Genomic DNA, 25,780 nt, shown 5'->3' on the forward strand with positions numbered 1-25,780 from the left:
GGGGTCCGCGTTGATCGGCGATCCAGCGGGATCGGGGGCCGCGGTGATCGGCAATCCGGCGTGATCGGCGATCCACCGTGACGGGGATCCGGCGTGATCGGGATGCATGGTGATCGGCGATGCGCCGCCGGGAATCCGCGGCGGCCATGGATCCACCGTGGCGGGAGGCACGTGGTAGCGCCCTACCGTTGGTAGGGCGGCGCCGAAGGCGGGCTCACCCCGAAACCAGTTTCAGCCCGGTCACCCCGGCCACGATCAGGCCGATGCAGGCCAGGCGTGGCGCCGAGGCACTGTCGCCGAACAGGAAGATGCCCAGCGTGGCCACGCCCAAGGCGCCAATGCCGGTCCAGATCGCGTAGGCGGTGCCGACCGGGATGCTCTTCATCGCCTGGCTCATCAGGTACAGGCTGACCAGCGCCGCGCCCACCGTGGCGAGCGTAGGCAACGGTTTGCTGAAGCCGTCCGAGTACTTCATTCCGATCGCAAAGCCGATTTCAAAGATGCCGGCCAGCAGCAGGTAGATCCAGGGCATGGGTGCCTCCTAAACAAAAGCAAAACGGCCCGGTGTCTTCACACCGGACCGTCGTCGGTAGCATGCCGTGGAACATTGATTCTGCGCAAAACAGATGTTCCACAGAGCGGGACGTCCCGCCTGGTGCGGCGCCATCCGGGCCGGGGCCCGAACGGTGTCGCGGGGTCTTACTCGGACAGATTGCGCCCGTGGAACAGCTCTTCGATCTCGCGCTTGAGCAGCGCTTCGATCTTCATCCGTTCCTTGAACGAAATGTTCTTGGCCTTTTCCTCGAACAGGTACTGGTCCAGGTCGAAGTCCTTCAGGTGCATCTTCGTGTGGAAGATGTTTTCCTGATAGACGTTGACGTCGAACATCTCGTAACGCGACTTGATGTTCTTGGCCAGGAAGTTCTGGATCGAGTTGATCTTGTGATCGATGTAGTGCTTCTTGCCCTTCACGTCACGGGTGAAGCCACGGACGCGGTAGTCCATGATCACGATGTCCGATTCCAGGCTCTCGATCAGGTAGTTCAGCGCCTTCAGCGGCGAAATCACGCCACAGGTAGCCACATCGATGTCCGCGCGGAACGTTGCGATGCCTTCCTGCGGGTGGGTTTCGGGGTAGGTATGGACGGTGATGTGGCTCTTGTCCATGTGCGCTACCACGGCATCGGAGATCAGCTCCTTGCCCGCCAGCTTCTTGTCGATCACCGGTTCTTCGGAGATCAGGATCGTCACCGACGCGCCCTGCGGATCGTAGTCCTGGCGCGCGACGTTGAGGATGTTGGCGCCGATGATCTCGGCGACATCGGTCAAGATTTGAGTCAGCCTATCGGCGTTGTACTCTTCATCGATGTATTCAATGTAACGCTGGCGCTCCTCTTCGGTGCGCGCGTAACACACGTCATAGATGTTGAAGCTCAGCGCCTTGGTGAGGTTGTTGAAACCCTGCAACCTCAGGCGAGGCAACGGCTTGACCACGGCGGTCGATCCTGTGTGTGGTGGGAAAGGATCAATTATGGGGCAAACTGATCGAGGGCGAAACTTGCATTGAAACAAGTTGCTGTGTTGGGGTTTGCCCTTCACAACCCTGATCGTTAAGCTCGCGGCACATAGCCGTGAATTGTTCATGAGCAAAGGGAGCGCCTCAACGTGTCATCTGTGCGCCTTGCCACAAGTCCATTGGCCCTGGACATCGCCACCATTGACCGCTTTCTGGCCCACAGCCACAGACGCCGTTACCCGGCCCGCACCGATGTTTTCCGCCCTGGCGACCCTGCCGGCACCCTCTATTACGTCATCAGCGGCTCGGTCTCCATAATTGCCGAGGAAGATGACGACCGTGAGCTGGTCCTGGGCTACTTCGGCTCGGGCGAGTTCGTGGGCGAGATGGGCCTGTTCGTGGAAACCGAACGCCGCGAGGTGATCCTGCGCACCCGTACCCCCTGCGAGCTGGCCGAGATCAGCTACGAGCGCCTGCACCAGCTGTTCCTGGGGCCGCTCTCCACCGATGCCCCACGGCTGCTGTACGCGCTGGGGCAGCAGGTGTCCAAGCGCCTGCTGGACACCAGCCGCAAGGCCAGCCGGCTGGCGTTCCTGGATGTCACCGACCGTATCGTACGGACCCTGCACGATCTGGCCCGCGAGCCGGAAGCCATGAGCCACCCCCAGGGCACCCAGCTGCGGGTGTCCCGCCAGGAGCTGGCGCGGCTGGTCGGCTGCTCGCGTGAGATGGCCGGCCGCGTGCTGAAGAAGCTGCAGAGCGACGGGCTGCTGCATGCCCGGGGCAAGACGGTGGTGCTGTACGGCACCCGGTGATTCCGGTTGCCGGCCAACGGCCGGCGCTACCGACGGCCATGACAGCGTCGTTCACGCATTGCCGTTAGGGTGATGGCATGACTCCTGGCAGCGAATTCTACTGGTTCATCCTGATCGGGCTTGGCGCGCAGCTGGTCGATGGCGCGCTGGGCATGGCGTTCGGGCTGGTGTCCTCGTCGGTGATGCTCAGCATGGGCATTCCGCCCGCAGCGGTGAGCGCAAGCGTGCATACCGCCGAGGTGTTCACGACAGGCGCCTCCGGCGTTTCGCACCTGGTCGCCGGCAATGTGGACAAGCGCCTGTTCCTGCGCTTGGCCCTGCCCGGCGCGGTCGGCGGGGTGGTGGGCGCCTACGTGTTGACCCAGTTGCCGGGCGAGGCCATCCGCCCCTTCATCTACGCCTATCTGCTGGTCCTGGCGATCTTCATCCTGCTGCGCGCGGCTGGGCGGCTGGTGCCGCGCCAGGAAGTGAAGCGGGTCCCGGTGCTGGGCTTTTTCGCCGGCCTGCTGGACGCCAGCGGCGGCGGCGGTTGGGGCCCGGTGGCCACCTCCACCCTGCTCGCCCGTGGCGGGCAGGCGCGCACCACCATCGGCACGGTCAATGCCGCCGAGTTCGTGGTGACCCTGGCGGTGTCGATCACCTTCCTGCTGTCGATGGGGCTGCAATACCTGAACATCGTGGCCGGCCTGCTGATCGGCGGCATGATGGCCGCGCCGCTGGCCGCGGTGCTGGTGAAGCGGGTCAAGGAGCGCTGGGTGCTGGTGGCCGTGGGCGTGCTGGTGCTGTCGATCAGCCTGTACCAGATCGGCGGCGCGGTGCACGGCTGGCTGGCGGGGTAACGCGCGGCGCTGTGCGCCGTCGCCCTACCAACGGTAGGGCGCTACCGGCGTGAGGCCGGGGGTCCCACCGGGGTGGGGCCGGGGCGCCCGCTGCACATCCCGGCAAGACGCACCCGGTAGGTATCGACCGTTGGTCGATACGCCTCTGCGGCGCCGGCCGTCGGCCGGCCCCGCAGATAGCGACCTCAGCGGTCGCCGCCGCGATCCACGCAACCCCAATTGAGGATCCGGGTACCGGGCTTCAGCACCTGCTGGAAGTACGCGACCTTGGACACCTTCGGGTTCACCACTACCGGCTCCTTCGCGGCCAGCAGCAGCGGCAGGTCGGCGGTGCTGTCCGAATAGGCCACGTCGATGTCGCCATAGCCGCGCTCGCGCAGCATGCGCATCTTCTCTTCGTTATGGCAGTGGCGGGTGGCGCCGACCGCGCCCAGGCGTGGCCCGACTTCGCTGCCGATCACCGGCACGCCCTGGTGGGCGACGAAGGCCAGGATTGCCCGCGCCAGCTCCGGCGGCGCGCCGGTGGCCACCACCACGCGGTCGCCCTGCGCGCGGTGCGCGGCGAACACCTCCAATGCCTGCGGCAGCAGTTTGGCGCGCAGTTGTGCCTCATGCTTGAGCACGTAGGCGTCGATGACCCGGTTGAATTCGCGCGCCCGGTGCAGGCCGAACGTGGCGATCCAGACATAGACCGAAATGCCGGTACGCCGGGTCGGCAGCATCGCCACCAGCGGTCCGGCCAGCGGCGTCACCAGGAGTGCGGCCAGCAGCCGCAAAGGATTGCGCTTGATCAGCGAAGCGAACAGGTGGCTGCCCGAGTCACCGTCGTAGAGGGTGTGGTCGAAGTCGAAGACCACCAGCGGCGCGTCGTCGCGCGGAGTCGGGTAGATCGCAGTCATGCGCTGAAGAATAGCTGACGCAGGCCCTCGCCGGGCTCTTCCACCCGCATGAAGGCCTCGCCGACCAGGAACGCATTGATCCCGTTGCCGCGCAGCAGCGCCACGTCGTCCGGGCCCAGGATGCCGCTTTCGGTCACCAGCAGACGGTCGCGCGGGACGGCCTGGCGCATGTCCAGGGTGGTCTGCAGCGACACCTCGAAGGTGCGCAGGTTGCGGTTGTTGATGCCGATCAGCGGCACCGGCACCTGGATGGCGCGCTCCAGTTCGTCGATGTCGTGCACCTCCACCAGAACGTCCATGCCCAGCTGCATCGCCAGGTCGGACAGCTCGGCCAGCTGGCGGTCTTCCAGCGCGGCCACGATCAGCAGGATGCAGTCGGCACCCAGCACGCGGGCTTCGTAGACCTGGTAGGCGTCGATCACGAAGTCCTTGCGCAGCACCGGCAGCGTGCAGGCCCCGCGCGCCTGCTGCAGGTAGGCATCGTCGCCCTGGAAGAAGTCCACATCCGTCAGCACCGACAGGCAGCTGGCACCGCCGAATTCATAGCTGACCGCGATATCGGCCGGGTGGAAGTCCGGGCGGATCACGCCCTTGGAGGGACTGGCCTTCTTGACCTCGGCGATCACCGCCGGGTCACCGGCCGCGATCGCCGCGCGCAGCGCCTCGGCGAAGCCGCGCACCGGCGGGGCCTCGGCCAGGCGCGCCTGCAGCGCTTCCAGCGGAACCCGCGCACGGCGCTCGGCCACTTCAACGGCCTTGCGGGCCAGGATGGTCTCGAGGATGTCGCTCTTGTCGCTCATGTCGTTCGGGGTCCTTCAGGCCGGCCATTATCGGCCAGCCGGCAGCAAAGCGTGAAATCGGGCTCAGCCCGCGTGGCGGATGCGCTGGGTGGCATCCACGTAATCCTGCATGCGCTGGCGTGCGCTGCCGTCGGCGATGGCCGCACGGGCACGGGCCAGGCCGTCTGCGATGCTGCTGGCCACGCCGGCCACGTACAGCGCCGCGCCGGCATTGAGCGCCACGATGTCCAGCGCCGGCCCGGGCTGGTCGTCGAGCACTCCACGCAGCATCGCGATGGATTCTTCCGGCCCGCTCACCTTGAGGTTGCGGCTGGCCGACATGGCAATGCCGAAGTCTTCGGGGTGGATCTCGTACTCGCGCACCTTGCCATCGCGCAGCTCGCCCACCAGGGTACCGGCGCCCAGCGAGATCTCGTCCATGTTGTCGCGGCCCCAGACCACCATGGCGCGCTCGGCGCCCAGCTCGCGCAACACGCGTGCCTGGATGCCGACCAGGTCGGGATGGAACACGCCCATCAGCACGTTGGTGGCACCGACCGGGTTGGTCAGCGGGCCGAGGATGTTGAAGATGGTGCGCACGCCCATTTCGCGCCGTACCGGGGCCACCACCTTCATGGCGGGGTGGTGCATGGGGGCGAACATGAAGCCGATGCCGGTTTCACTGATCGCGCGGGCCACCTCCTCCGGACGCAGCTCGATGATCGCGCCCAGTGCTTCGACCGCATCGGCACTGCCGGACTTGGACGAGACGCTGCGGTTGCCATGCTTGGCGACCTTCGCGCCCGCCGCCGCCACCACGAACATCGCGCAGGTAGAGATGTTGAAGGTATGCGAGCCGTCGCCACCGGTACCGACGATATCGATCAGATGCGTGCGGTCTTCGACCGGCACGGCCAGCGCCAGCTCGCGCATCACCGTCGCAGCACCGGCGATCTCGCCCACGGTTTCCTTCTTGACCCGCAGGCCGGTGAGGATCGCGGCGGTCATCACCGGCGACACCTCACCGCGCATCACCTGGCGCATCAGGTCGACCATCTCGTCGAAGAAGATCTCGCGGTGTTCGATGGTGCGTTGCAGGGCTTCCTGGGGGGAGAAGGTCATGTGGATTCCTTTGCAGTACGGATGCGGCGCCTCAGCGCTGCAGGAAGTTCTTCAGCAGGGCGTGGCCGTGCTCGGTGAGGATCGATTCGGGGTGGAACTGCACGCCTTCCACCGGGTGTTCGCGGTGGCGCAGGCCCATGATCTCTTCCATGGTGCCGTCCTCGTTCTCGGTCCAGGCGGTCACTTCCAGGCAGTCCGGCAGCGTGGTCTTGTCCACCACCAGCGAGTGGTAGCGGGTAGCCTGGTAGCGGTCCGGCAGGCCGGCAAACACGCCCTTGCCTTCATGCCGGATCGGCGAGGTCTTGCCATGCATGATGGTGCCGGCGCGGATGACATCGCCGCCGTACACCTGGCCGATGCCCTGGTGGCCCAGGCACACGCCCAGGATCGGCGTGGTCGGCCCCAGCCGCCGGATCAGCTCCAGTGATACGCCCGCTTCGTTGGGCGTGCACGGGCCGGGCGAGATCACGATGCGCTCGGGCGCGAGCGCGGCGATCTCATCGACGCTCAACGCGTCATTGCGCACCACTTTTACTTCGGCACCCAGCGTCTGCAGGTACTGCACGAGGTTGTAGGTGAAGCTGTCGTAGTTGTCGAGCATCAACAACATGGCAAATTCCTGGAATCAAGGATGCAATACGGAATCGGTAGCGCCGGCCGTTGGCCGGCAACCGGGTGAATTACAGGCCCTTGGCGGCCTGGGCGACGGCGCGGAACAATGCGCGGCCCTTGTTCATGGTCTCGTCCCATTCATTGCCCGGGTCCGAGTCGTAGACGATGCCGGCACCGGCCTGCACGTGCAGGCGGCCGTCCTTGATCACCGCGGTACGGATGGCGATCGCGGTGTCGGCATCGCCGTGCCAGCCGATGTAACCGATGCTGCCGGCGTAGACATTGCGCTTGATCGGCTCCAGCTCGCGGATCACTTCCAGCGCGCGGATCTTCGGTGCGCCACTGACCGTGCCGGCCGGGAACGTGGCACGCAGCACATCGGCGTAGCTCAGGCCCGGCTGCAGCTGCCCGGTCACTTCGCTGACGATGTGCATGACGTGGCTGTAGCGTTCGATCACGAACTGCTCGCCTACTTCCACCGTGCCGGCCTTGGAAACGCGGCCGGCGTCGTTGCGGCCCAGGTCGATCAGCATCAGGTGCTCGGCGCGCTCCTTCGGATCGGCCAGCAGTTCGGCTTCCAGTGCGTTGTCCTCTTCCACCGTGGCGCCGCGCGGGCGGGTACCGGCGATCGGGCGCACGGTCACTTCCCCGTCCTGCAGGCGCACGAGGATTTCCGGCGAGGAGCCGACCACCTGCACGTCGCCGGTGTCGAGGAAGTACATGTACGGCGACGGATTCAGCGCGCGCAGTGCACGGTAAACATCCACCGGGCGCGCCTTGAACGGCACGCTCAGGCGCTGGCTGAGCACCACCTGGAAGATGTCGCCGGCGCGGATGTATTCCTTGGATTTGTCCACGGCGGCAATGAACCCTTCGCGGGTGAAGCCGGACACGAAGTCGTTTTCGTCCAGCACGTCGCGGGTGATCGGCACCGGGTAGCCCGCGCCGGGTGCGCGCAGCTTGGCCACCAGGCCGTCCAGCCGCGTTTGCGCCTCGTCCCATGCACCGGGCTGGCCCGGGTCGGCGTGCACGATCAGGTACAGGCGGCCCTTGAGGTTGTCGAACACCGCCAGTTCTTCGGAGTGCAGCAGCAGGATGTCCGGGGTACCGAGCTCGTCGCGGCCGCGCGGCGGAGCCAGGCGCGGTTCGATGTAGCCGATGCATTCGAACCCGAACCAGCCCACCAGGCCGCCGGTGAAGCCGGGCAGGCCGGCCAGCTTGGGCACCGAATGGGCGCTGCGCAGCGCCTCCACTTCGGTGAACGGGTCGGCCACGTCACGGGTTTCGACCACCTGGCCCGCTTCGCTGACGGTCAGGGTGTGGCCGTGGAAGGCGTACACGCGGCGGGCCGGCAGGCCGATGATGGAATAGCGCCCGAAGCGTTCGCCGCCTTCGACCGATTCGAACAGATAGGTGTGCGGGCCGTCGGCGAGTTTCAGATAGACCGAAAGCGGCGTGTCCAGGTCGGACAGCACTTCACGGACGACGGGGATGCGGGTGTGGCCTTCAGCGGCCTGCTGCTGGAACTGCTCGAGCGTGATCAAGACGACTTTCCTTCCGGGAAACGGCGGTGGCGGGACGGACGACGGCAACAGGCCACCATCGCCAACCACGGCGAGCGGAAGAAAGGGTATGCGGGGTCGTCAGAATGGACACCCGGCGACTGTACCGCATTGGCGCCACCGGATGGAACCCGGGCCGTGGCGCGGCCGGATGGACAATGGCCTCAGGCGGAGGTGGCGGAGGTAGCGCCGACTGTTAGTCGGCTGCCCGGTCAAGCAGCCTACTAACAGTCGGCACTACCCTCGTTCCAGCCGTTCCAGCCGTTCCAGCTGTTGCGGCCGTTCCAGGCATTCCCGCCGGTGCAGGCGTTCCCGTCGGTCCCGCCGTTCCAACCAATCCCGCCGTTCCTGCCGTTCCAGCGGCCGCCGCCGGTCCCCACCTGCCCCGCCTCATCCCATCCGGCGCGCCGCCTGCTGCTCCTGCTCGCGCTGCTGTTCGGCGCCCAGGTCAGCCACCAGCGCCGGGGCAGCAGCGGCGCGTTCCTGCTGGCGGTTGACCTCGGCCACCTGCTCGGTGCTCACGCTGAGCGGCTGCTGCCGGCCGGCCACCACGTCCACCTGCGCCAGGTGGCGGTGCACGGAGGTGAGATCCTGGGTATCTACCGCGAACACGCGGGTGCGGTCCTCGCTGAGCACGACCCGCTCGATGCGCTCCAGACCCTCCTGCGTGGCCTTCGCCGCCAGCGCACCGGCCAGCTGGTCACTCTGCAGGTCGGGCACGCGGTTGTGGGCGGCATCGATGCCGTGCACCCCGGCTTGGGCGCCTTGGAACATGTGGTACTGCCTGTGGCCGGGATCGTTGATGCCGACCACCAGCGTGGACGGCTCGGCGGCGACGGCCGCGTGCTTCTCCGTCGGGTGCTGGATGCGCTCATGCTGCTCCAGCAGCGCGCGCGCCCGCGCTTCCTGCTTGATCAGCTCGGCATCGAGACTCGGAATGACGGTATCGGCCATGCCGTGGCGCGCTGCCGCCTCGCCGAAGGAAGGGCTGAGCCCCTCGATCACCCGCGCAGACTTGGCGAGGTTTGAGAGGTTGTGCAGCGCCAGCGGTGGCGGCCCCGCCGGCACGTGGGTGGCCGCGGCCGTGGTGAGACCGGCCCCTGCTCCGCCCACCGTAGCGAAGACGGCCGGAGCGTGCGCGCTGATGCCCTTCACATGGGACGCAGCCAGATCGTAACCGCTGTCCACATAGGCGCCGGCGGTGGCGAACCCGTTCTGTAGCTTGCCCGCCACCCACTGACCATTGTGGCCAATGGCGGCGGCGCTGCGGTCGCCCATCGCACGGATGCCATCTGCGTCGGACTGCGCGTGGCGGGTGGCGCTTTGTGCCCGGTGTTCGCCGTCGTTGCGGGTGCGCTCGGCTTCCTTGGCCAGACGCTCGGACACGCTGTCCAGGCCGACCTTGTCGGTTATCCACGACAGTGCCGACATGCCACCCGAGCGCGCCTGCGATTCGGCCCTATGCAGGGTGGCTTCGATGCCGCCGGTCAGCTCGCGTCCGGACGCAATCACAGTGGTGCTGGCTTTGGTGCTGACCTGCAGGGTGACAGACCCGAAGTTCACCACTTGGCCAATCGCCATGCCCTGGGTCTTGAGCACGACCTCGGCACCGTCGCCCGCCCTGTCCAGCACGTGCGCGCCAGCTGCGCCGACCCGCTCGACCTGCTCGCCGATGATGCGGCCACCGCGCATACCGTAGCCAGTGGCATGCAGCGCGTGTGACAGCGGGCCAGCAAGCTCGGCCACCTGGCTGGGTGCGGCCACGTTCGGGCGGTCGACGATGCTGGCGTCCTTGGCACTTTGGTCGACCATCTTGGAGTCAAGCAACAACTCAAGCTTGCCCGCCGCCACCGGGATGTTTCGCAGCGCCTCCTGCCCAGGCTTGGTTGCCAGCTGTTCGACGAATTGCGCGGCCGAGGTCTGCGCCCCCGCCGGCATCATCTCGCGAAGCTTGTCGCCGACCAGCTTCTGCATGGCCGGCTCTTTCAGCAGCATTCCCATCTCATTGGCGAGCACACCGTAGCCCCCGCGCTGTTCGTCGCTGAGCTTCTGCATGCCGTTCTGTACATCATTCAACACCTCGCCAGCGGCCTGGTAGGTGTGCACTGTCTGCTGCGGATTGAAGGTCGGCAGACCGTTTTCTTTGGCAAAACGCGCGGGCGTGTCGGGATGCAGGCCGGCGGCATTGAAGGTAGTGGCGCGGGCACCGGTGACGGCGGAGGCGGCGGAGGCCATGCCGCCGCCGAGCGAATGGCCGGCGATTTCGAAGTTGTTGCCGACCCGGTCTTGCAGACGTACCGCCAGCGTCATGGCGCGATCGTAGTAATCGCTACGCATGCCGATACCCTGCTGGCCATTGTTGAGGAAGTCCTCGCCGCCAGATTCGCGCCGACCACTCGGAACGGAAGGATCGATGATTTCGCCTGTCGAGCCTTTGAATACGACGACCGGCTTGGCCCCCTCACCCAATACGCCCTTGTCAGGAACGTAAATCTCTGCGCGGAACCCAGACTGCGTGGGACTGAGATGATTGCGAACTTCTTCATCTGTCATATTGATGCCAGCGGCTCGAAGGGCCTCCGGATCAGCACTGGCGCGGATCCAACCGACAGGTGGTTTGCCATCGCCCTTGGCTGATTGATAGACATCGGCGGCAAGACCCGCCATCTCGCTCGCATGGTAGGTTTCCTGCAGACGATCCGCTTCGCTATCGTTGCCGCTTTCACGCAGCTGCTCGACAAGACGACTCTGTTCTTGGATGGCGCGGGCGCGCGTTTCAGTATCGGGACCACTCATGGCAAGCTCCATTGCACAGTGAAGGCGCGCGCCCCCCCCGAACCGCGCTGGTTATCGAATAACAGAACGTTTTGCTAATGTCACCCCTTCAGGGGCTCAACATCAGGATGATCATGCGCGCGAGCCTTCACAACTTGATGACAAAAACGCTTCTAAGTGCGGCATGGCTCACACTTTTTGCGCTCAGTGGGTGCGCCGCGACGTCCGCACATGGTGCAGACCAGTATTTCTCAGGGAGCGATTTGAAGCTGGCGATCGCCAGCGAAGACGGCGATGTAGATGCCATTCGGCGGCTTATCAAGGACGACGGTGTTGAACCCGACAAGTCATTTTCCAGCCGCGATGGCGTTCCACTGCTGGCGTGGCCCTTGCGGGCCAAGAACCTGGATGGCTTGCGCGCCATGTTGGAAAACGGCGCAGACCCCAATGCGCGGCTGGTGAAGCAGATGAACGGTGAGGTGGTCCACTTCAACAATGCCATGGTCTACGCCGCCAAGATGGACGACCCGCGCTTTCTCGCATTGCTCCTGCAGCATGGTGGCGACCCCAACACGCGCAACTCCAACAACGAAACATTGCTCTACCAGGCATTCATCAGCGGCAACCAGTGGAGCAACGTCAAGCAGTTGGTCGAGGGCGGCGCGGACGTGAATGAGCCCAGCCTCGGCCCTTCCGATACCCCTGTCAGCTGGTACAGCGGACGTGGCGCCTTCGAGCACGTTTACTGGCTTCTCGAGCACGGCGCGGACCCGAGTGTGATGCTCAAGTCATCAGTCGGCGAGCCGGACCGCATGTTCGTTGCGGAACACATCTACTGGGGCATCACCACTCCGGATCTTCTACCGTGGCAGAAGAAGTGCCAGCAGTGGCTGATCGAGCGCAACATCCCGCGTCCGCCAATGCCAGACGGAATCAGACAGAAGCGCGAAGCTTTTGGCTTCCCAACGAGAGAAGAGGATGTTCCTCTTCTTTAAGAATGCGCCCCTCCTCAACCTCTCCGAGCCCCAGAGTTGAGAATACTTCCCGCTCCTGAAGCACTCCATGCCGCGAAGATTGCATCCGCTGCCATCGCATTTCTGACTATACTTCTTGTCAGTGGCTGCACGGCATCTTCTTCATATGGCGCTGGCGACTATTTCGACGGCAAGGCGTTGCAGCTCGCCGTCGCTACCGAGACTGGTGACGCGGAAGCCATCCGCCGCTTGATCAAGGATGCGGGGGTCGATCCCGACTCTACGTTCGGGCGTCGCGATGGGATCCCCATCGTGGCGTGGCCGCTCCGCGCAGGCAATCTGCAAGGCCTTCGCGCACTGCTGGACAACGGGGCCGATCCGAATGCGCGCGAAGTGAAACAGATGAACGGCAGAGAGATTCACTTCAACAACGCGATGGTCTACGCCGCGAAAATGGAAGACCCGCGATTTCTGGAGTTGCTCCTGAAGCATGGTGGAGATCCAAACACGCGCAATTCTGCCAATGAAACGCTGATGTTGCAGGCGTTCCTCAGCGGCAATCAATGGAAGAACATCCAGACGTTGCTGGAGCATGGCGCGAACATCAACGAGTCCAACCTCAGCAAGGGAGATGACACGGTTCTGAGTTGGTACACCAGCCGGGGTGGATTTGATTCTGCCTATTGGCTGCTGGAGCATGGCGCAGACCCGACCATTCCGTCGCGCCCGCCCGCTGGATCCAACCTTCCATCGCGACAGATGATGGTTGAGGAGATTTACTGGGGCGTCACCACGCCCGAACTTCTGGCTTGGCAGAAGAAGTGCCAGGAATGGCTGGTCGCACGAAACATCCCGCGTCCACCGATGCCTGAGCACATCCGCAAGAAGCGTGAAGCCTTTGGGTTCCCCACGAGAGAAGAGGACGTCCCCCTTCTCTGACAAGGCATCTATCCTGAATCCTCGGAGCACCGGCGTTGAAAGGCTTGCCACAGGTTGAAGCAACTCATGTAGTGCAGGCCGCGCTGGCGGTAACCGCATGGCTGATGCTTCTTGTGTTCAGTGGCTGCACGGCAGCTTCTTCGCATGGCGCCGATGACCACTTCGATGGGAAGGCATTGGAGTTGGCTATCGCGACCGAAACCGGCGATATGCAAACCATTCGCCGACTGATCAAAAATGAAGGGGTCGATCCCGACAGTGTCTTCGCCAAGCGCGACGGTATTCCCTTGGTCGCATGGCCCCTGCGCGCAGGGAACCTGGAGGGAATGCGCGCACTTCTGGAAAACGGCGCCGACCCGAACGCGCGTCGGGTGAAGCAAGTGGAGGGTCGCGAACTCCGCTTCAACAACGCGGTGGTCTACGCCGCCAAGATGGACGATCCACGCTTCCTTGAGCTGCTCCTCAAGCATGGCGGGGATCCCAACACTCGTAACTCTGCCAACGAGACCTTGTTGTTCCAGGCCTTCATCTCTGGCAACCAGTGGAAGAACGTCAAACTCCTGGTCGAGAATGGTGCGAACATCAATGAGGCAAATCGGGGAAGCGCCGATACGGTGTTGAGCTGGTATACCACTCGCGGCGCCTTCGAACATGCGTACTGGTTGATGGAGCATGGTGCGGATCCGACGATCATGCTTACCCCGCCTAAAACGTCGGGCAAGCCCAATCGAATGATCATGGCGGAGCACATCTATTGGGGTGTGACCACGCCAGATCTCCTGCCCTGGCAGAAGAAATGCCAGCAGTGGCTGGTCGCTCGGAATATTCCACCGCCGCCCATGCCGGACGGCCTCCGGCAGAAGCGTGAAGCGTTTGGGTTCCCAACCAAAGAAGAAGACGTGCCTCTTCTCTAAAGACTTGCCCATCCTGCCCCCTTTCGAGGACGAGAATTGAGACTGGTTTCGCCCCCTGCAACCACCGTTTTCAGGAAAATTGCACTCGCCGCCATGGCGCTACTTACTTTGCTCATGGTCAGTGGCTGCGCGGCGTCGTCTTCACATGGCGCTGGCGACTATTTCAACGGCAAAGCGTTGCAGCTTGCCGTCGCAACCGAGACTGGGGACGCGGAGACCATCCGCCACTTGATCAAAGATGAAGGCGTAGATCCCGACTCTTCCTTTGCACGCCGCGATGGCATACCACTGATTGCGTGGCCACTACGCGCCCGCAGCTTGGCGGGGCTGAGGGCGCTACTTGAGGCGGGCGCTGATCCTAATGTGCGTGAGTCCAAGCACATGAATGGAGAGATGATTCACTTCAACAATGCCATGGTCTACGCAGCCAAAATGGACGATCCAAGCTACCTAGAGCTTCTGCTCAAACATGGCGGCGACCCGGACACACGCAACATCAACAATGAGACTCTCCTGCTTCAGGCATTCCTTAGTGGGAACCAGTGGAAGAACATCCAGACGCTGATTGAGAACGGCGCGAACATCAACGAATCCAGCCTGAGCATGGGCGATGACACGGTTCTGAGCTGGTACACAAGACGAGGGGGATTCGATTCTGCCTACTGGCTGCTTGAGCATGGCGCGGACCCCACGATGTCGAAGCAGTCGGCCAGTAGATCGGATGGCACCGCCAGGCAGAAGATGGTCGAAGACATCTACTGGGAAATCACAACACCCGATCTGCTTCCGTGGCAGAAGAAATGTCAGCAATGGCTGATCGCGCGCAACATCCCGCGTCCGCCGATGCCTGAGCACATTCGCAAGAAGCGGGAGGCGTTTGGCTTCCCGACCAGGGAAGAGGATATTCCGCTGCTCTGAGCAGCCCGGCAGGGCCCGGCTCTACGGCGAGCGGTGCGGCAACAGCCTACTGCAGGAGCGCGCTGTCGAGCGGGAGGTGCATGCGCACGCGTGCTGCCACGCAGTCGATGCGGAAGCGGCGCGCGCGCACCGGTTCGCCGTCCAGGTTGAGGGTCATCGGCTCGTCGGCCTCGATTTCCACCCACGGCGCGCGGGTGCGTTCTGCGACCTGCTCCAGCGCGCCCTGCTTGCCGCCACGGATCAATGCGCCCAGGGTCGAGGCGACTTCGCCACTCAGCTCCGGGATCACGGTGAGATCGAGCAGGCCGTCATTGACCAGCGCTTCGGGGCACAGCACCTGGCCACCGCCGGCTTGGCGGCCGTTGCCGATGCCCAGCGCGATGAAGCCGCCCTCCCAGCTGAAATCCGGGGTGCGCAGCCGGGCCTGGATGGGCTCGATCCGGCCCAGGCGGGAGATGCCGGTCACCAGGTAGGCCAGCCCGCCGAGCACCTTCTTCAGGCCCTCGTCGGTCTCCACCGTCACTTCGGTGCCGAAGCCCCCGCTGGCCACGTTCGCGCACCACCACAGGTCACCGTCGGCGTCGATCCGCAGCAGGTCCAGCGGGCATGCCGGCTGGGCGAGGATCATCTGCAGCGCCTGGATCGGCTCGTCGGGAATGCCCGCCGCGGTAGCGAAGTCATTGGCCGTGCCCAGCGGCACCAGCCCCAGGGTCGGCAGCGCGTCCGCCGCATCGTCGCGGTGGGCCAGCGTTTCCGCCACTTCGCTCAGGGTGCCGTCGCCACCGGCGGCGATGATGGTATCCACGCCGTGCTCGATGGCTTCGGCCACGTAACGCTCGGCGTCGCCGTCTTCCCAGGTGACCCGGGCCTCGAGCGTCACCCCCTGCTCGCGAAGCGCATGCACCGCCTCGCGCAGCTCGACGTTGCCCGTGGACTTGCCATTGAGGATCAGACGCCAGCGAGGACCACGCATACCGCACTTCCATGGGAGGGGGAGGCGCAGGCTACCAGCCCGGTGGCTCAGGCGCAGTGAACGTCATCAAACGGTCACTGATCGCCCGGAGAATGGAAGTCCATAGCAGGGACGATGGATGGAGGCAGGATCAGCCTCCCGCTATTCCCAGGGCCGCATTCGCAAGAGTGCGGTCTTTTTTTTGGGGCCGGGGGCAGACCGAGCGCATCCCGTCTATATGCTCGACCAGGCCTTGCGGAATGGCGGACCACTCCGCGGAGCGTGATCAAAAAAAAGCCCCCGTTTCGGCCGTCCCGCGATCAGTAGGGGGGCGTACTTGGAGGGCTGGATGGATCGATTCTGTTACGGGGACATCTTCGTGGCAAGGCATGTGTACCTATCGGCTACAGCTCAGACATTGATAGCCCCGATGATGGCCTTCGCCATATAGGCGTTCAATCTCCGCCGGCAAACGCCTTCAGGGCTTCGCCTTCGAGGCGGTACACCGTCCACTCGCTCTGCGGATTGGCGCCGGCGGCTTCATAGAACTTGATGGCCGGCTCATTCCAGTCCAGCACCGACCATTCGAAGCGGCCGCAGCCCTCGGCCACGGCCAGGCGTGCGATGTGCTGCAACAGGGCCTTGCCGGCGCCACTGCCGCGACTGGCCGGGCTCACGTACAGGTCTTCGAGGTAAATGCCGTTGCGGCCCAGCCAGGTGGAGTAGTTGTAGAAATACACCGCGTAGCCGATCGCCTCGCCACCGGCTTCGCAGATCAGCGCGCGCGCCTTGGCACCCGCGCCGAACAGGCTGGCGACGATGCCGGCCTCGTCGGTCTGCACCGACGATTCGGCCTTTTCGTAGATCGCCAGCTCGCGGATGAAGCGCAGGATCAGCGCGGCATCGGCAGCGGTGGCCTCGCGGATCTGCAGCGCCGGCGCACCCATGCTCAGCCCCGCGCCTTGGCCACGTTGTGGCGCATCTGGTCGATCACGTCCTTGTAGCTGATCGGCGCGTTGAAGATCGCCGAGCCCGCCACGAAGGCATCGGCGCCGGCCGCGGCAATCGCGCCGATGTTGTCGGCCTTGACCCCGCCGTCGATCTCCAGGCGCACGTCGCGACCGCTGGCATCGATCTTCTGGCGGACCACGCGCAGCTTGTCCAGCGCAGAGGGAATGAAGGCCTGGCCGCCGAAACCGGGATTGACCGACATCAGCAGAACCAGGTCCAGGTCATCCAACACCCAGTCGAGGATGTCCACCGGGGTGCCCGGGTTGAGCACCAGGCCCGGCTTGCAGCCCAGCGAGCGGATCAGCTGGATGGTGCGGTGGACGTGGCGGCTGGCCTCGGGGTGGAAGCTGATGTAGGTGGCACCCGCCTCGGCGAAGTCCGGGATGATGCGGTCCACCGGCTCCACCATCAGGTGCACGTCGATGGGGGCAGTCACGCCGTGCTTGCGCAGGGCCTGGCAGACCATCGGGCCGATGGTCAGGTTCGGCACGTAATGGTTGTCCATCACGTCGAAGTGCACCCAGTCGGCGCCGGCGGCGAGCACGTTGTCCACTTCCTCGCCGAGACGGGCGAAGTTGGCGGACAGGATGGAGGGGGCGATGATGCAGTTGGACATGGCCGGGGCCTTCAGGACGTGGAGAGGGGCCGCGCGCGCTCAGCGCTTGCGCAGGGTCTTGATACGGTCGTAGGCGGCATTGAGCTGGCGCGACTTGCGCTCGGCCTGCTGGCGCAGCTCGGGGGCGGCGCCGACGACCTTGTCGGGGTGGTACTGGGACATCAGCCGCCGGTAGGCCAGGTCGACCTCGGCATCGGTGGCCTCGGAGGTCAGCCCCAGCTCCCGGTACGGGTTCTCCCTGTTCAGCCGGAACCAGTCGGCATCGAAGGCATGCCCGATCAGCAGGCCGACTACGGCACCAAACAGCGGATTGGGCCTGAAAAGCAGGGCGCCGGCGATGAATCCAAGCAGTTTTCCGTACCAGCGCATGGTCGTCGGGGCGGCCGGGGCAACAAAGGAACCTCATTTTACGTCACAGCGGCCCCAACCCGCTTTACACTAGGCCGCCCGCTGTCCCTGCGGGCCCTCCGGGTGCCCTGGACAGCCGTCTCGACGAAGCCCCAGGAGTGCCCGTGCCGACCACGTTGTTGCAATCCGATCTCCCCGGCCTGCCCTTGCGCCATCGCGGCAAGGTGCGTGATGTTTTCGACATTCCGCGCGAACGGCTGCCCGCCGGCACGCCGCCGGGGGACTACCTGCTGATGGTCGCCACCGACCGTCTGTCGGCCTTCGACGTGGTGCTTCCCGATCCGATTCCCGGCAAGGGCGAAATGCTCTGCCAGGTCTCGAACTTCTGGTTCGCCAAGACCGCGCACCTGATGCCCAACCACCTCACCGGCATCGACGTGGCCAGTGTGCTGCCCGAGGGCGTGGACGCGGCGCTGTATGCCAAGCGCGCGGTGGTGACCCGCAAGCTCAAGCCGGTACCGGTGGAAGCCATCGCCCGCGGCTACCTGATCGGCAGCGGCTGGAAGGACTATCAGCGCACCGGCAAGGTCAGCGGCATCGAGCTGCCCGACGGCCTGCGCCAGGCCGAACAGCTGCCCGAGCCGATCTTCACCCCCTCGACCAAGGCCGCCGTCGGTGACCATGACGAGAACATCGATTTCGATGCGATGGTGAAGACGGTCGGCGCGGACCTGGCCGAGCGCGTGCGCGACGCCACCCTGCGCATCTACAAGTTCGCCGCCGATTACGCCCGCGAGCACGGCATCATCCTGGCCGATACCAAGTTCGAGTTCGGTACCGACGCCGATGGTCGCCTGTACATCATGGACGAGATGCTGACCCCGGATTCCTCGCGCTATTGGCCGGCCGACGAGTACGAAGTGGGGACCAGCCCGCCGAGCTACGACAAGCAGTTCGTCCGCGATTACCTGGAGACGCTGGACTGGGGCAAGACCGCCCCGGGCCCGCGCATTCCGGCCGAGGTCATCGAACGCACCCGGGCCAAGTACGCCGAGGCCCTGCAGCGGCTGGCGGGTATTTCGGTCGATTGATGCGGCCGGTCGAATCCGGCGGCATGGAGTGCGGCAGCCCGCACTCCAACGGTAGAGCCGACTGTCAGTCGGCTGCGAGGTAGAGCCGACTGTCAGTCGGCTGCGGGGTAGAGCCGACTGTCAGTCGGCTGCGGGGTAGAGCCGACTGTCAGTCGGCTGCGGCGGAGCAGCGGACTAACAGTCCGCTCTACCCACCCCGCTCCACCCGTCCGCTGGCGGGAGTATCCTGTGGTCACTCCGGAGGCGCAATGTCCACCACGACCCAGCTTGTGCGGCCCATCGATCGCTATTTCGCCAGCTATTCCGACGACCACCGCAACACGCTCAACCAGCGCATCCACGTGGTGGCGGTGCCGGCGATCCTGTGGTCGGTAATTGCCCTGCTGTGGTGCGTGCCGCCGCTGATCACCTGGTTCCAGTACGGGGTGTGGGCGGGGCTGGCGATGTTCACCGCGTGGTGTTTCTACAACAAGCTTTCGCGCCGGCTCGGCCTGGGCATGCTGGCGCTGCTGTTCGTGTGCGGCTGCACCTGCCGCCTGCTGGAAGCGGAAATCGGCCTGGCCAACCTGGGCTGGCTGGGACTGGGCGTGTTCGTGGTCGCCTGGATCGCCCAGTTCATCGGCCACAAGGTCGAAGGGCGCAAGCCCAGCTTCCTGACCGACCTGACCTATCTGTTGATCGGCCCGGCCTGGGTGATGGCCAAGGGCTATCGGCAGATGGGATGGCGTTACTGACGCATTGACGGCGCTTGCCACGCAGGGCGTGGCACTACCTCCGGGCCGCCGAACCTGAACGAGATGAAGCTCACCCCTGCTCCACGGCAGCGGGTCCAGCATGGCCCTGGGTGGCACTCGGGGGGCGTCGGGGCGTTCACCCTTGATACTCACTGCATCCCGGCGCAGCCCCCGTGGTTGCTGGGCTGAACGGGAGCCACATGGACGGACTGAACGGGGCGGGATGCGTTCCATACGGCCTTGAACGGGCCCGAATGGAGCGCGTCCGCTGCCGCAAAAAGATGAATCACGCACGTTGCATGCAGTTGATGGCGTAATCGGGTATATCGGCGACAAATCCCCGCCTGTTAGACTGAAAGGCCTGCTCGTGAATCCCGCATTCCCTGCATGAATCCGACCCTGCTCCTGCTGCTCGCGCTGCCCTTCCTGATGGCGGTTGCGGTGGTTGTGCTCCGCCGCGGCTCCCGTGCCACTGCTGCCTGGCTGGCCGCGGCCGCACCGGTGGGCGGGCTGGCGTTGCTCGCCGCCCTCACCCCCGCCATCCTCGAAGGCGGGGTGGTGCGCAGTTTCGGGGACTGGCTGCCGCAGATCGGGCTGGCCTTCTCGCTGCGGCTGGACGGGCTGGCCTGGATGTTCGCCGGTCTGGTGCTGGCGATCGGCGCGCTGGTGGTGATGTACGCCCACTACTACCTGAGCCCCCGCGACAACGCCCATCGCTTCTACTGCTACCTGCTGCTGTTCATGGGCGCCATGCTGGGCATGGTGCTGTCGGGCAACCTGTTGTTGCTGATGGTGTTCTGGGAAATGACCAGCATCAGCTCGTTCCTGCTGATCGGCTTCTGGTCGCATCGCCAGGACGCGCGCGAGGGCGCGCGGATGGCGCTGGTGGTCACCGGCGGCGGTGGCCTGGCCCTGCTCGGCGGCGTGCTGCTGATCGGCCGCATCGTGGGCAGCTTCGAACTGGACGCGGTGCTGGCCGCCGGCGATGCGATCCGCGCCAGCGCGCTGTACCCGTGGGCCCTGTTCCTGGTGCTGGCCGGCATTTTCACCAAGAGCGCACAGTTCCCGTTCCACTTCTGGCTGCCGCACGCCATGGCCGCGCCGACCCCGGTGTCGGCCTACCTGCACTCGGCCACCATGGTCAAAGCCGGCGTGTTCCTGCTGGCACGCCTGCACCCGGCACTCGCCGGTACCGACCTGTTCTTCTATACGGTCAGCGGCATCGGCGCGCTGACCCTGCTGATCGGCGCCTGGAACGCCATCTTCCAGCACGACCTGAAAGGCCTGCTGGCCTATTCGACGATCTCGCATCTGGGCCTGATCACCCTGCTGTTCGGGCTGTCCACGCCGATGGCGGTGGTGGCCGGCGTGTTCCACATCCTCAACCACGCCACCTTCAAGGCCTCGCTGTTCATGGCCGCCGGCATCATCGACCATGAAACCGGCACGCGCGACATGCGCAGGCTGGGGGGCCTGCGCAGGCTGATGCCGTTCACCAGCGCGTTGGCGATCATCGCCTCGCTGGCGATGGCCGGCATTCCGCTGCTCAATGGTTTCCTGTCCAAGGAAATGCTGTTTGCCGAGGCGATCACCGCGCAGGGTCCAGAACCCATGCGCATCGCGGTATCCATCGCGGCGCTGTTGGCCGGCGTGTTCGGCGTGGCCTACAGCCTGCGCTTCGTGCACGACACCTTCTTTGGCAAGGGGCCGCTCGACCTGGACCGGGTGCCGCATGAGCCGCCGCGTTTCATGAAGGTGCCGGTGGAGGTCCTGGTGGTGGTGTGCGTGGCGGTCGGCGTGGCGCCGGCCATCACCGTCGCACCGGTGCTGCATGCGGCGGCGTCCTCGATCCTGGGCCCGGCCATGCCGGCCTACAGCCTGTCGGTCTGGCACGGCTTCAACCTGCCGCTGGTGATGAGCATCGCCGGCGTGCTGGGCGGCATCGTGCTGTACTTCGGGCTGCGCAGACTGATCGATCTGTATGCGGTGGTCACCCGGAGTACCGGCCGCAACCTGTTCCACAAGCAGCTGGACCTGGTGTTCGGCTTCGCCCACCGGCTGACCCAGGGCCTGGCCAACGGCAGCCTGCAGCGCATGCTGATGGCGCTGGTGGTGGTGGCCATCGTGGTGGCGGCCGCGCCGTTCGTGGCCAACCCGGCGTCGCCCAACTGGCCCTCGCCGCAACCGATTCCGCTGCTGGGCTGGGCCTTGTGGCTGGTGATGATCACCTGCGCGCTGGGCGCGCTGTTCGTGTACCGGCAGCGCATGCTGGCGGTGCTGGTGGTCGGTGGCGTGGGCCTGATGGTGTCGCTCACCTTCGTGTTCCTGTCCGCGCCGGACCTGGCGCTGACCCAGCTGCTGGTGGAGATGGTCACCCTGGTCCTGATGCTGCTGGGCATGAACTACCTGCCGGCGCAGTCGCCGCCGGAGAAGTCGCGCTGGCGCAAACGGCGCGACGCGCTGATCGCGGTGATCGGTGGCGGCGGCCTGGCGGCAATGGCCTACAGCGCGATGACCCTGCCCCCCAACACCATGGCCGGCGAACTGGTCGCGCGCGCGCTGCCCGAAGCCTACGGCGAGAACGTGGTCAACGTGATCCTGGTGGACTTCCGTGGCTTCGATACCTTTGGCGAGATCACCGTGTTCGGCATCGCCGCGCTGGTGGTGCACGCGATGCTGCGGCGCACCCGGATGGCACCGGAGCAGGTCATGCCCGGGCCGCCGGTCAAGCTGCCGGTGCCGGCCGACCTTGCCCAGATCATGTTCCCGCTGACCCTCACGGTGTCGATCTTCCTGTTCCTGCGCGGCCACAACGCGCCGGGTGGCGGCTTCATCGCCGGGCTGGTGCTGGCGGTGCCGCTGCTGATCCAGTACGTCATCCAGGGCACCGCGTCGGTGGAATCGCGCTTCGGCTTTGATTACATCCGCTGCATCGGCGCAGGCCTGCTGATCGCCATTGTGAGCGGCAGCGCCTCGATGCTGTTCGGCGTGCCGTTCCTGACCAGCGGCCACCTCGACCTGGAGCTGCCGCTGATCGGTACGGTACCGCTGGCCAGTGCGATCGGCTTCGACACCGGCGTGTACCTGGTGGTGTTCGGCGGGGCGATGCTGATGCTGTCGATGATGGCCACGGTGAAGCCTTCGCGCACCCGCACTGCCCGCAAGGGTGAGATCGATCCCAACCGCCGTTCGGCACGTACCGGGGAGATGCACTGATGGAACTGGCCCTGGCAAGTGCGATCGGCGTGCTCGGTGCGATCGGCATCTACCTGCTGCTGCGCGCGCGGAGTTTCGACGTCATCCTCGGCATGACCTTCCTCTCCTATGCCACCAACCTGCTGATCTTCTCCGGCGGTCGCCTGGTCACCGGCAAGGCGCCGGTGCTGAAGGAAGGCCTGGACAGCAACCTGGGCAACTACACCGACCCGCTGCCCCAGGCGCTGGTGCTGACCGCCATCGTCATCGCATTCGCGATGACCGCGGTGAGCATCGTGCTGGCCATGCGCAGCCGCAGCGACAACCACAGCGACCACGTCGACGCGCACGAAGATGAAGCGGCCGAGAAGCCCGACACCGCGCCCGGACGGGAGGGTGGCGCATGAACCATGCGGTGATCCTGCCGATCCTGGTTCCGCTGTTCGGCGCCGCCTGTTCGCTGTTCGTCGAACACCGCCGCTATGGGCCGAAGGTGCAGCGCACCGTGGCCTGGACCACGCTGGCCGCGTTGGCCGCGTCGGTGGCGCTGCTGTTCGCGCAGACTGCCGACGGCACCATCGCGGTGTACCTGCTGGGCGACTGGCCGTCACGGCTGGGCATCGCGCTGGTCGCCGACCGCCTGTCCAGCTGGATGCTGCTGACCACCCTGCTGCTGGCCATTCCCTGCCTGCTGCACGCCTGCTCGGGCTGGGACCGGCGCGCGCCGCACTTCCACGCGCTGTTCCAGTTCCAGCTGGTCGGCCTCAATGGCGCGTTCCTGACCGGCGACATCTTCAACCTGTTCGTCTTCTTCGAGGTGATGCTGATCGCGTCGTACGGGCTGCTGCTCAGTGGCGGGCGTGGCCTGCGCATGCGCATCGGCCTGCATTACGTGGTGTTCAACGTCACTGCCTCGACCCTGTTCCTGATCGCGCTGGGCCTGCTGTATGCGTCGCTGGGATCGCTCAACATGGCCGAGCTGTCGCAGCGTATCGCCGAGGTACCGCCCACCCACCTGATCCTGGTCAAGGCCACGCTGGGCCTGCTGCTGCTGGTCTTCTGCAGCAAGGCTGCGTTGATGCCGCTGTACCTGTGGCTGCCCGAAGCCTACGCACGCGCGCCAGCGGCGGTGGCCGCGCTGTTTGCGATCATGACCAAGGTCGGCCTGTACGCGATGCTGCGGGTGAGCACGCTGTGGTTCGGCGACGACGCGGGGTCGATGGCCGGCTATGGCAGCCAGTGGCTGCTGTGGGCGGGCGTGGCCACCCTGCTGCTGGGCGGGCTGGGCGTGCTCGCCGCGGCGCGGCTGCGCGTGCTGATCTCCTACCTGGTGGTGGTGTCGGCGGCCACGTTGTTCATCGCGTTCTCCATCCGTACCCCCGAGGTGCTGTCGGCCGGCCTCTACTACCTGCCGCACAGCACCTTCGTGGCCGCCGCGCTGTTCCTCATCGCCGACCTGATCCGCCGCCGTCGCGGCGGTGCCAGCGACCGCAAGGAGATCATCGCGCCGATGCCGGGCAAGGAAACCCCGGCGGTGCTGTTCCTGGTCGGCGCGGTATCCGTCGCCGGCCTGCCACCGCTGTCCGGCTTCCTGGCCAAGGCGGCACTGCTGGCGGGGATGCCCGCGCCCTACACCGGCGTGGTGTGGGCCGCGGTGCTGGGCAGCAGCCTGATGGTCATCGTGGGCATCACCCGCGGCGGGATCCGGCTGTTCTGGCGCGTCCCGGCGGTGGAGGAAGGCACGCCGCCTCCACGCAAGGCCCCTACCCGCACGGTGGAGCTGTTCGCCGCCGCGCTGCTGCTCTGCTATGGCATCGGCATGAGCGTGTTCGCCAACCCGCTGATGCAGTACACCGACGCCATGGCCGAACAGCTGCTGCACCCGGCGCAGTATGTCGACGCCGAGCGCGGCACCCCGCCGGAGATCCGCCAGCCATGAACCACCGCCGATCGCTGTACCGCCGCCTGGTTCCGTCGCCCTCGCTGAGCGTGACGGTGGTGGCGTTCTGGGTGCTGATGTCCGACAGCTTCACCGTCGGCCAGATCCTGCTCGGCATGGTGCTCGGCGTGGCAGTGCCGTTGTTCGCGGCGCGGCTGGACCGCGAGTTCGCCCGGATCGGCTCGCTGCGGCCGGTGCCGAAGCTGATCTGCGTGACCTTGTGGGACATCCTGGTCTCCAACATCCGCGTGGCGATCCAGGTGCTGGGTCCCGAGCGCCGCATCCATCCCGGTTTCATCTGGCTGCCGCTGGACATCGCCAACATCCATGGCATCGCCGCGCTCACCAGCATGATCACGCTGACCCCGGGCACGGTCTCGGCCGCGCTCTCCGATGATCGTCGCTACCTGCTGGTGCACGTACTGCACCTGGACGACCCGGATGCGCTCATCCAGCAGATCAAGTCGCGTTACGAAGCCCCGCTGATGGAGATCTTCCCATGACCGGTTTCACCTTCATCCAGACCACCATCGTGGTGTGCATGCACGTCGTCGGGCTGGCCATGCTGCTGGCCACCTGGCGGCTGCTGCGCGGGCCGACCGTGCCCGACCGGATCCTGGCACTGGACACGCTCTCGGTGACGGCCATCGCCGAACTGATGCTGTTCGGCATGTACCTGAATTCAGCGGTGTACTTCGAGGCCGCACTGGTGATCGCCATGCTCGGCTTCGGCAGTACCGTGGTGCTGAGCAAGTTCGTGCTGCGCCGGGACATCGTCGAATGATCACCTTCATCCAGGTCGCGCTGTCGCTGCTGCTGTTGTTTGGCTGCTTCTTCATCCTGGTCGGTGCACTGGGCCTGGTGAAGCTGGACACGTTCTTCAAGCGCCTGCATGCGCCGACCAAGGCCAGCACGCTGGGGGTGGGCTGCGTGCTGCTCGGCTCGGTGCTGTACCACATCTTCCTGGGCGAGGACCCGCAGCCACGCGAGCTGCTGATCACCGTGTTCCTGTTCATCACCGCACCGATCAGCGCGCACATGATGGCCAAGGCCGCACTGTCGCTGATGATGGAAAAGCGACCGAGCCTGCCGGGGCATGAGACCGCGAAGGGGGAGCAGTTGCCGCCGCCGTTGCCGCGCGACGTGCCAGACGGGCGCGATGACGACGAACGCGGCGCCACGCGCACGGATCCTGTCGCGCCCCCGGAGACGTAGGGACACCCCATGCGT

Annotated in this window: 26 protein-coding genes; 14 read left to right on the plus strand and 12 right to left on the minus strand. The window is 65.5% G+C overall.

All coding sequences use genetic code 11. The features are described 5' to 3' along the window. Nucleotides 1–214: 214 nt before the first annotated feature. A complete protein-coding gene (locus tag ACIGII_RS07555; protein ID WP_399636271.1) occupies nucleotides 215–532 on the minus strand; it encodes a DMT family transporter in 318 nt (105 codons plus the stop codon). Nucleotides 533–699: 167 nt separating this feature from the next. Further along, entirely contained in the window at nucleotides 700–1,494 is a 795-nt protein-coding gene (gene speD / locus ACIGII_RS07560) for an adenosylmethionine decarboxylase (protein WP_017354544.1), read from the minus strand. Between the two features lie 171 nt (nucleotides 1,495–1,665). Between speD and crp the strand changes: the two genes are divergently transcribed. Both crp and ACIGII_RS07570 read left to right on the plus strand, forming a co-directional pair. Next, on the plus strand, nucleotides 1,666–2,331 hold the full coding sequence (gene crp, locus ACIGII_RS07565; RefSeq protein WP_399636274.1) for a cAMP-activated global transcriptional regulator CRP: 666 nt from the start codon (nucleotides 1,666–1,668) through the stop codon (nucleotides 2,329–2,331). Nucleotides 2,332–2,408: 77 nt separating this feature from the next. Next, nucleotides 2,409–3,170 carry a sulfite exporter TauE/SafE family protein gene (locus ACIGII_RS07570; protein WP_399636276.1) on the plus strand — a complete coding sequence of 254 codons (762 nt, stop codon included), beginning with the start codon at nucleotides 2,409–2,411 and terminating at the stop codon, nucleotides 3,168–3,170. A 185-nt stretch (nucleotides 3,171–3,355) separates the two neighbouring features. On the opposite strand, the gene ACIGII_RS07575 is transcribed toward ACIGII_RS07570, so the two are convergent. The 6 genes from ACIGII_RS07575 to ACIGII_RS07600 all read right to left on the minus strand — a co-directional run bounded on the left by ACIGII_RS07575 (nucleotide 3,356) and on the right by ACIGII_RS07600 (nucleotide 10,940). After that, nucleotides 3,356–4,069: a haloacid dehalogenase-like hydrolase gene (locus ACIGII_RS07575; protein ID WP_399636278.1), complete on the minus strand. Its 714-nt coding sequence runs from the start codon at nucleotides 4,067–4,069 to the stop codon at nucleotides 3,356–3,358. After that, on the minus strand, nucleotides 4,066–4,869 hold the full coding sequence (gene trpC, locus ACIGII_RS07580) for an indole-3-glycerol phosphate synthase TrpC (protein WP_399636280.1): 804 nt from the start codon (nucleotides 4,867–4,869) through the stop codon (nucleotides 4,066–4,068). The genes ACIGII_RS07575 and trpC overlap by 4 nt, the downstream gene beginning before the upstream one ends. Nucleotides 4,870–4,932: 63 nt before the next feature. Further along, nucleotides 4,933–5,970 (minus strand): anthranilate phosphoribosyltransferase, encoded by a 1,038-nt coding sequence (trpD, locus tag ACIGII_RS07585; protein ID WP_399636281.1) that lies wholly within the window; start codon nucleotides 5,968–5,970, stop codon nucleotides 4,933–4,935. 31 nt (nucleotides 5,971–6,001) lie between these two features. After that, nucleotides 6,002–6,580 (minus strand): anthranilate synthase component II, encoded by a 579-nt coding sequence (locus ACIGII_RS07590; RefSeq protein WP_399636284.1) that lies wholly within the window; start codon nucleotides 6,578–6,580, stop codon nucleotides 6,002–6,004. A 70-nt stretch (nucleotides 6,581–6,650) separates the two neighbouring features. Next, nucleotides 6,651–8,126, minus strand: coding sequence for an anthranilate synthase component I (gene trpE / locus ACIGII_RS07595; RefSeq protein ID WP_399636285.1), 1,476 nt, complete (start codon nucleotides 8,124–8,126; stop codon nucleotides 6,651–6,653). A 408-nt stretch (nucleotides 8,127–8,534) separates the two neighbouring features. Then, complete coding sequence (locus ACIGII_RS07600; protein WP_399636288.1) at nucleotides 8,535–10,940, minus strand: XVIPCD domain-containing protein; 2,406 nt, start codon at nucleotides 10,938–10,940, stop codon at nucleotides 8,535–8,537. 113 nt (nucleotides 10,941–11,053) lie between these two features. On the opposite strand from ACIGII_RS07600, the gene ACIGII_RS07605 reads away from it, so the two are divergent. Genes ACIGII_RS07605 through ACIGII_RS07620 form a run of 4 tightly spaced genes read left to right on the plus strand, consistent with a single transcriptional unit; the run spans nucleotide 11,054 to nucleotide 14,664 of the window. Further along, nucleotides 11,054–11,914 (plus strand): ankyrin repeat domain-containing protein, encoded by an 861-nt coding sequence (locus ACIGII_RS07605; RefSeq protein ID WP_399636291.1) that lies wholly within the window; start codon nucleotides 11,054–11,056, stop codon nucleotides 11,912–11,914. Between the two features lie 36 nt (nucleotides 11,915–11,950). Continuing rightward, nucleotides 11,951–12,832 (plus strand): ankyrin repeat domain-containing protein, encoded by an 882-nt coding sequence (locus ACIGII_RS07610; protein ID WP_399636294.1) that lies wholly within the window; start codon nucleotides 11,951–11,953, stop codon nucleotides 12,830–12,832. Between the two features lie 35 nt (nucleotides 12,833–12,867). Next, on the plus strand, nucleotides 12,868–13,746 hold the full coding sequence (locus ACIGII_RS07615) for an ankyrin repeat domain-containing protein (protein WP_399636296.1): 879 nt from the start codon (nucleotides 12,868–12,870) through the stop codon (nucleotides 13,744–13,746). Nucleotides 13,747–13,782: 36 nt separating this feature from the next. Further along, nucleotides 13,783–14,664, plus strand: a complete 882-nt coding sequence (locus ACIGII_RS07620) for an ankyrin repeat domain-containing protein (RefSeq protein WP_399636299.1) — start codon at nucleotides 13,783–13,785, stop codon at nucleotides 14,662–14,664. Nucleotides 14,665–14,710: 46 nt separating this feature from the next. On the opposite strand, the gene yegS is transcribed toward ACIGII_RS07620, so the two are convergent. The 4 genes from yegS to ACIGII_RS07640 form a co-directional block, all read right to left on the minus strand. After that, nucleotides 14,711–15,637: a lipid kinase YegS gene (yegS, locus tag ACIGII_RS07625; RefSeq protein ID WP_399636301.1), complete on the minus strand. Its 927-nt coding sequence runs from the start codon at nucleotides 15,635–15,637 to the stop codon at nucleotides 14,711–14,713. A gap of 434 nt (nucleotides 15,638–16,071) precedes the next feature. Continuing rightward, nucleotides 16,072–16,563, minus strand: coding sequence for a GNAT family N-acetyltransferase (locus ACIGII_RS07630; RefSeq protein WP_399636303.1), 492 nt, complete (start codon nucleotides 16,561–16,563; stop codon nucleotides 16,072–16,074). A gap of 2 nt (nucleotides 16,564–16,565) precedes the next feature. Further along, entirely contained in the window at nucleotides 16,566–17,243 is a 678-nt protein-coding gene (rpe, locus tag ACIGII_RS07635) for a ribulose-phosphate 3-epimerase (protein ID WP_068854293.1), read from the minus strand. A 39-nt stretch (nucleotides 17,244–17,282) separates the two neighbouring features. Further along, a complete protein-coding gene (locus tag ACIGII_RS07640) occupies nucleotides 17,283–17,612 on the minus strand; it encodes a DnaJ family molecular chaperone (protein WP_399636304.1) in 330 nt (109 codons plus the stop codon). A gap of 143 nt (nucleotides 17,613–17,755) precedes the next feature. Between ACIGII_RS07640 and ACIGII_RS07645 the strand changes: the two genes are divergently transcribed. The 8 genes from ACIGII_RS07645 to ACIGII_RS07680 all read left to right on the plus strand — a co-directional run bounded on the left by ACIGII_RS07645 (nucleotide 17,756) and on the right by ACIGII_RS07680 (nucleotide 25,765). Then, complete coding sequence (locus ACIGII_RS07645; RefSeq protein WP_399636306.1) at nucleotides 17,756–18,682, plus strand: phosphoribosylaminoimidazolesuccinocarboxamide synthase; 927 nt, start codon at nucleotides 17,756–17,758, stop codon at nucleotides 18,680–18,682. A gap of 248 nt (nucleotides 18,683–18,930) precedes the next feature. Next, nucleotides 18,931–19,416 (plus strand): DUF962 domain-containing protein, encoded by a 486-nt coding sequence (locus tag ACIGII_RS07650; RefSeq protein ID WP_399636309.1) that lies wholly within the window; start codon nucleotides 18,931–18,933, stop codon nucleotides 19,414–19,416. A 387-nt stretch (nucleotides 19,417–19,803) separates the two neighbouring features. Beyond that, the gene (locus tag ACIGII_RS07655) at nucleotides 19,804–22,632 is read left to right on the plus strand and encodes a monovalent cation/H+ antiporter subunit A (RefSeq protein WP_399636312.1); all 2,829 of its coding nucleotides are present in this window, start codon (nucleotides 19,804–19,806) and stop codon (nucleotides 22,630–22,632) included. Further along, on the plus strand, nucleotides 22,632–23,018 hold the full coding sequence (locus ACIGII_RS07660; protein WP_399636315.1) for a Na+/H+ antiporter subunit C: 387 nt from the start codon (nucleotides 22,632–22,634) through the stop codon (nucleotides 23,016–23,018). The genes ACIGII_RS07655 and ACIGII_RS07660 overlap by 1 nt, the downstream gene beginning before the upstream one ends. Further along, nucleotides 23,015–24,550 carry a monovalent cation/H+ antiporter subunit D gene (locus ACIGII_RS07665; RefSeq protein ID WP_399636318.1) on the plus strand — a complete coding sequence of 512 codons (1,536 nt, stop codon included), beginning with the start codon at nucleotides 23,015–23,017 and terminating at the stop codon, nucleotides 24,548–24,550. The genes ACIGII_RS07660 and ACIGII_RS07665 overlap by 4 nt, the downstream gene beginning before the upstream one ends. Next, nucleotides 24,547–25,053 carry a Na+/H+ antiporter subunit E gene (locus ACIGII_RS07670; protein WP_399636321.1) on the plus strand — a complete coding sequence of 169 codons (507 nt, stop codon included), beginning with the start codon at nucleotides 24,547–24,549 and terminating at the stop codon, nucleotides 25,051–25,053. The genes ACIGII_RS07665 and ACIGII_RS07670 overlap by 4 nt, the downstream gene beginning before the upstream one ends. After that, nucleotides 25,050–25,334, plus strand: coding sequence for a K+/H+ antiporter subunit F (locus tag ACIGII_RS07675; RefSeq protein WP_399636322.1), 285 nt, complete (start codon nucleotides 25,050–25,052; stop codon nucleotides 25,332–25,334). The genes ACIGII_RS07670 and ACIGII_RS07675 overlap by 4 nt, the downstream gene beginning before the upstream one ends. Continuing rightward, a complete protein-coding gene (locus tag ACIGII_RS07680) occupies nucleotides 25,331–25,765 on the plus strand; it encodes a Na+/H+ antiporter subunit G (protein ID WP_399636325.1) in 435 nt (144 codons plus the stop codon). The genes ACIGII_RS07675 and ACIGII_RS07680 overlap by 4 nt, the downstream gene beginning before the upstream one ends. The last annotated feature ends 15 nt before the right edge of the window (nucleotides 25,766–25,780 follow it).

This window comes from Stenotrophomonas sp. NPDC077420 (assembly GCF_044543385.1).
Classification (GTDB): Bacteria; Pseudomonadota; Gammaproteobacteria; order Xanthomonadales; family Xanthomonadaceae; genus Stenotrophomonas.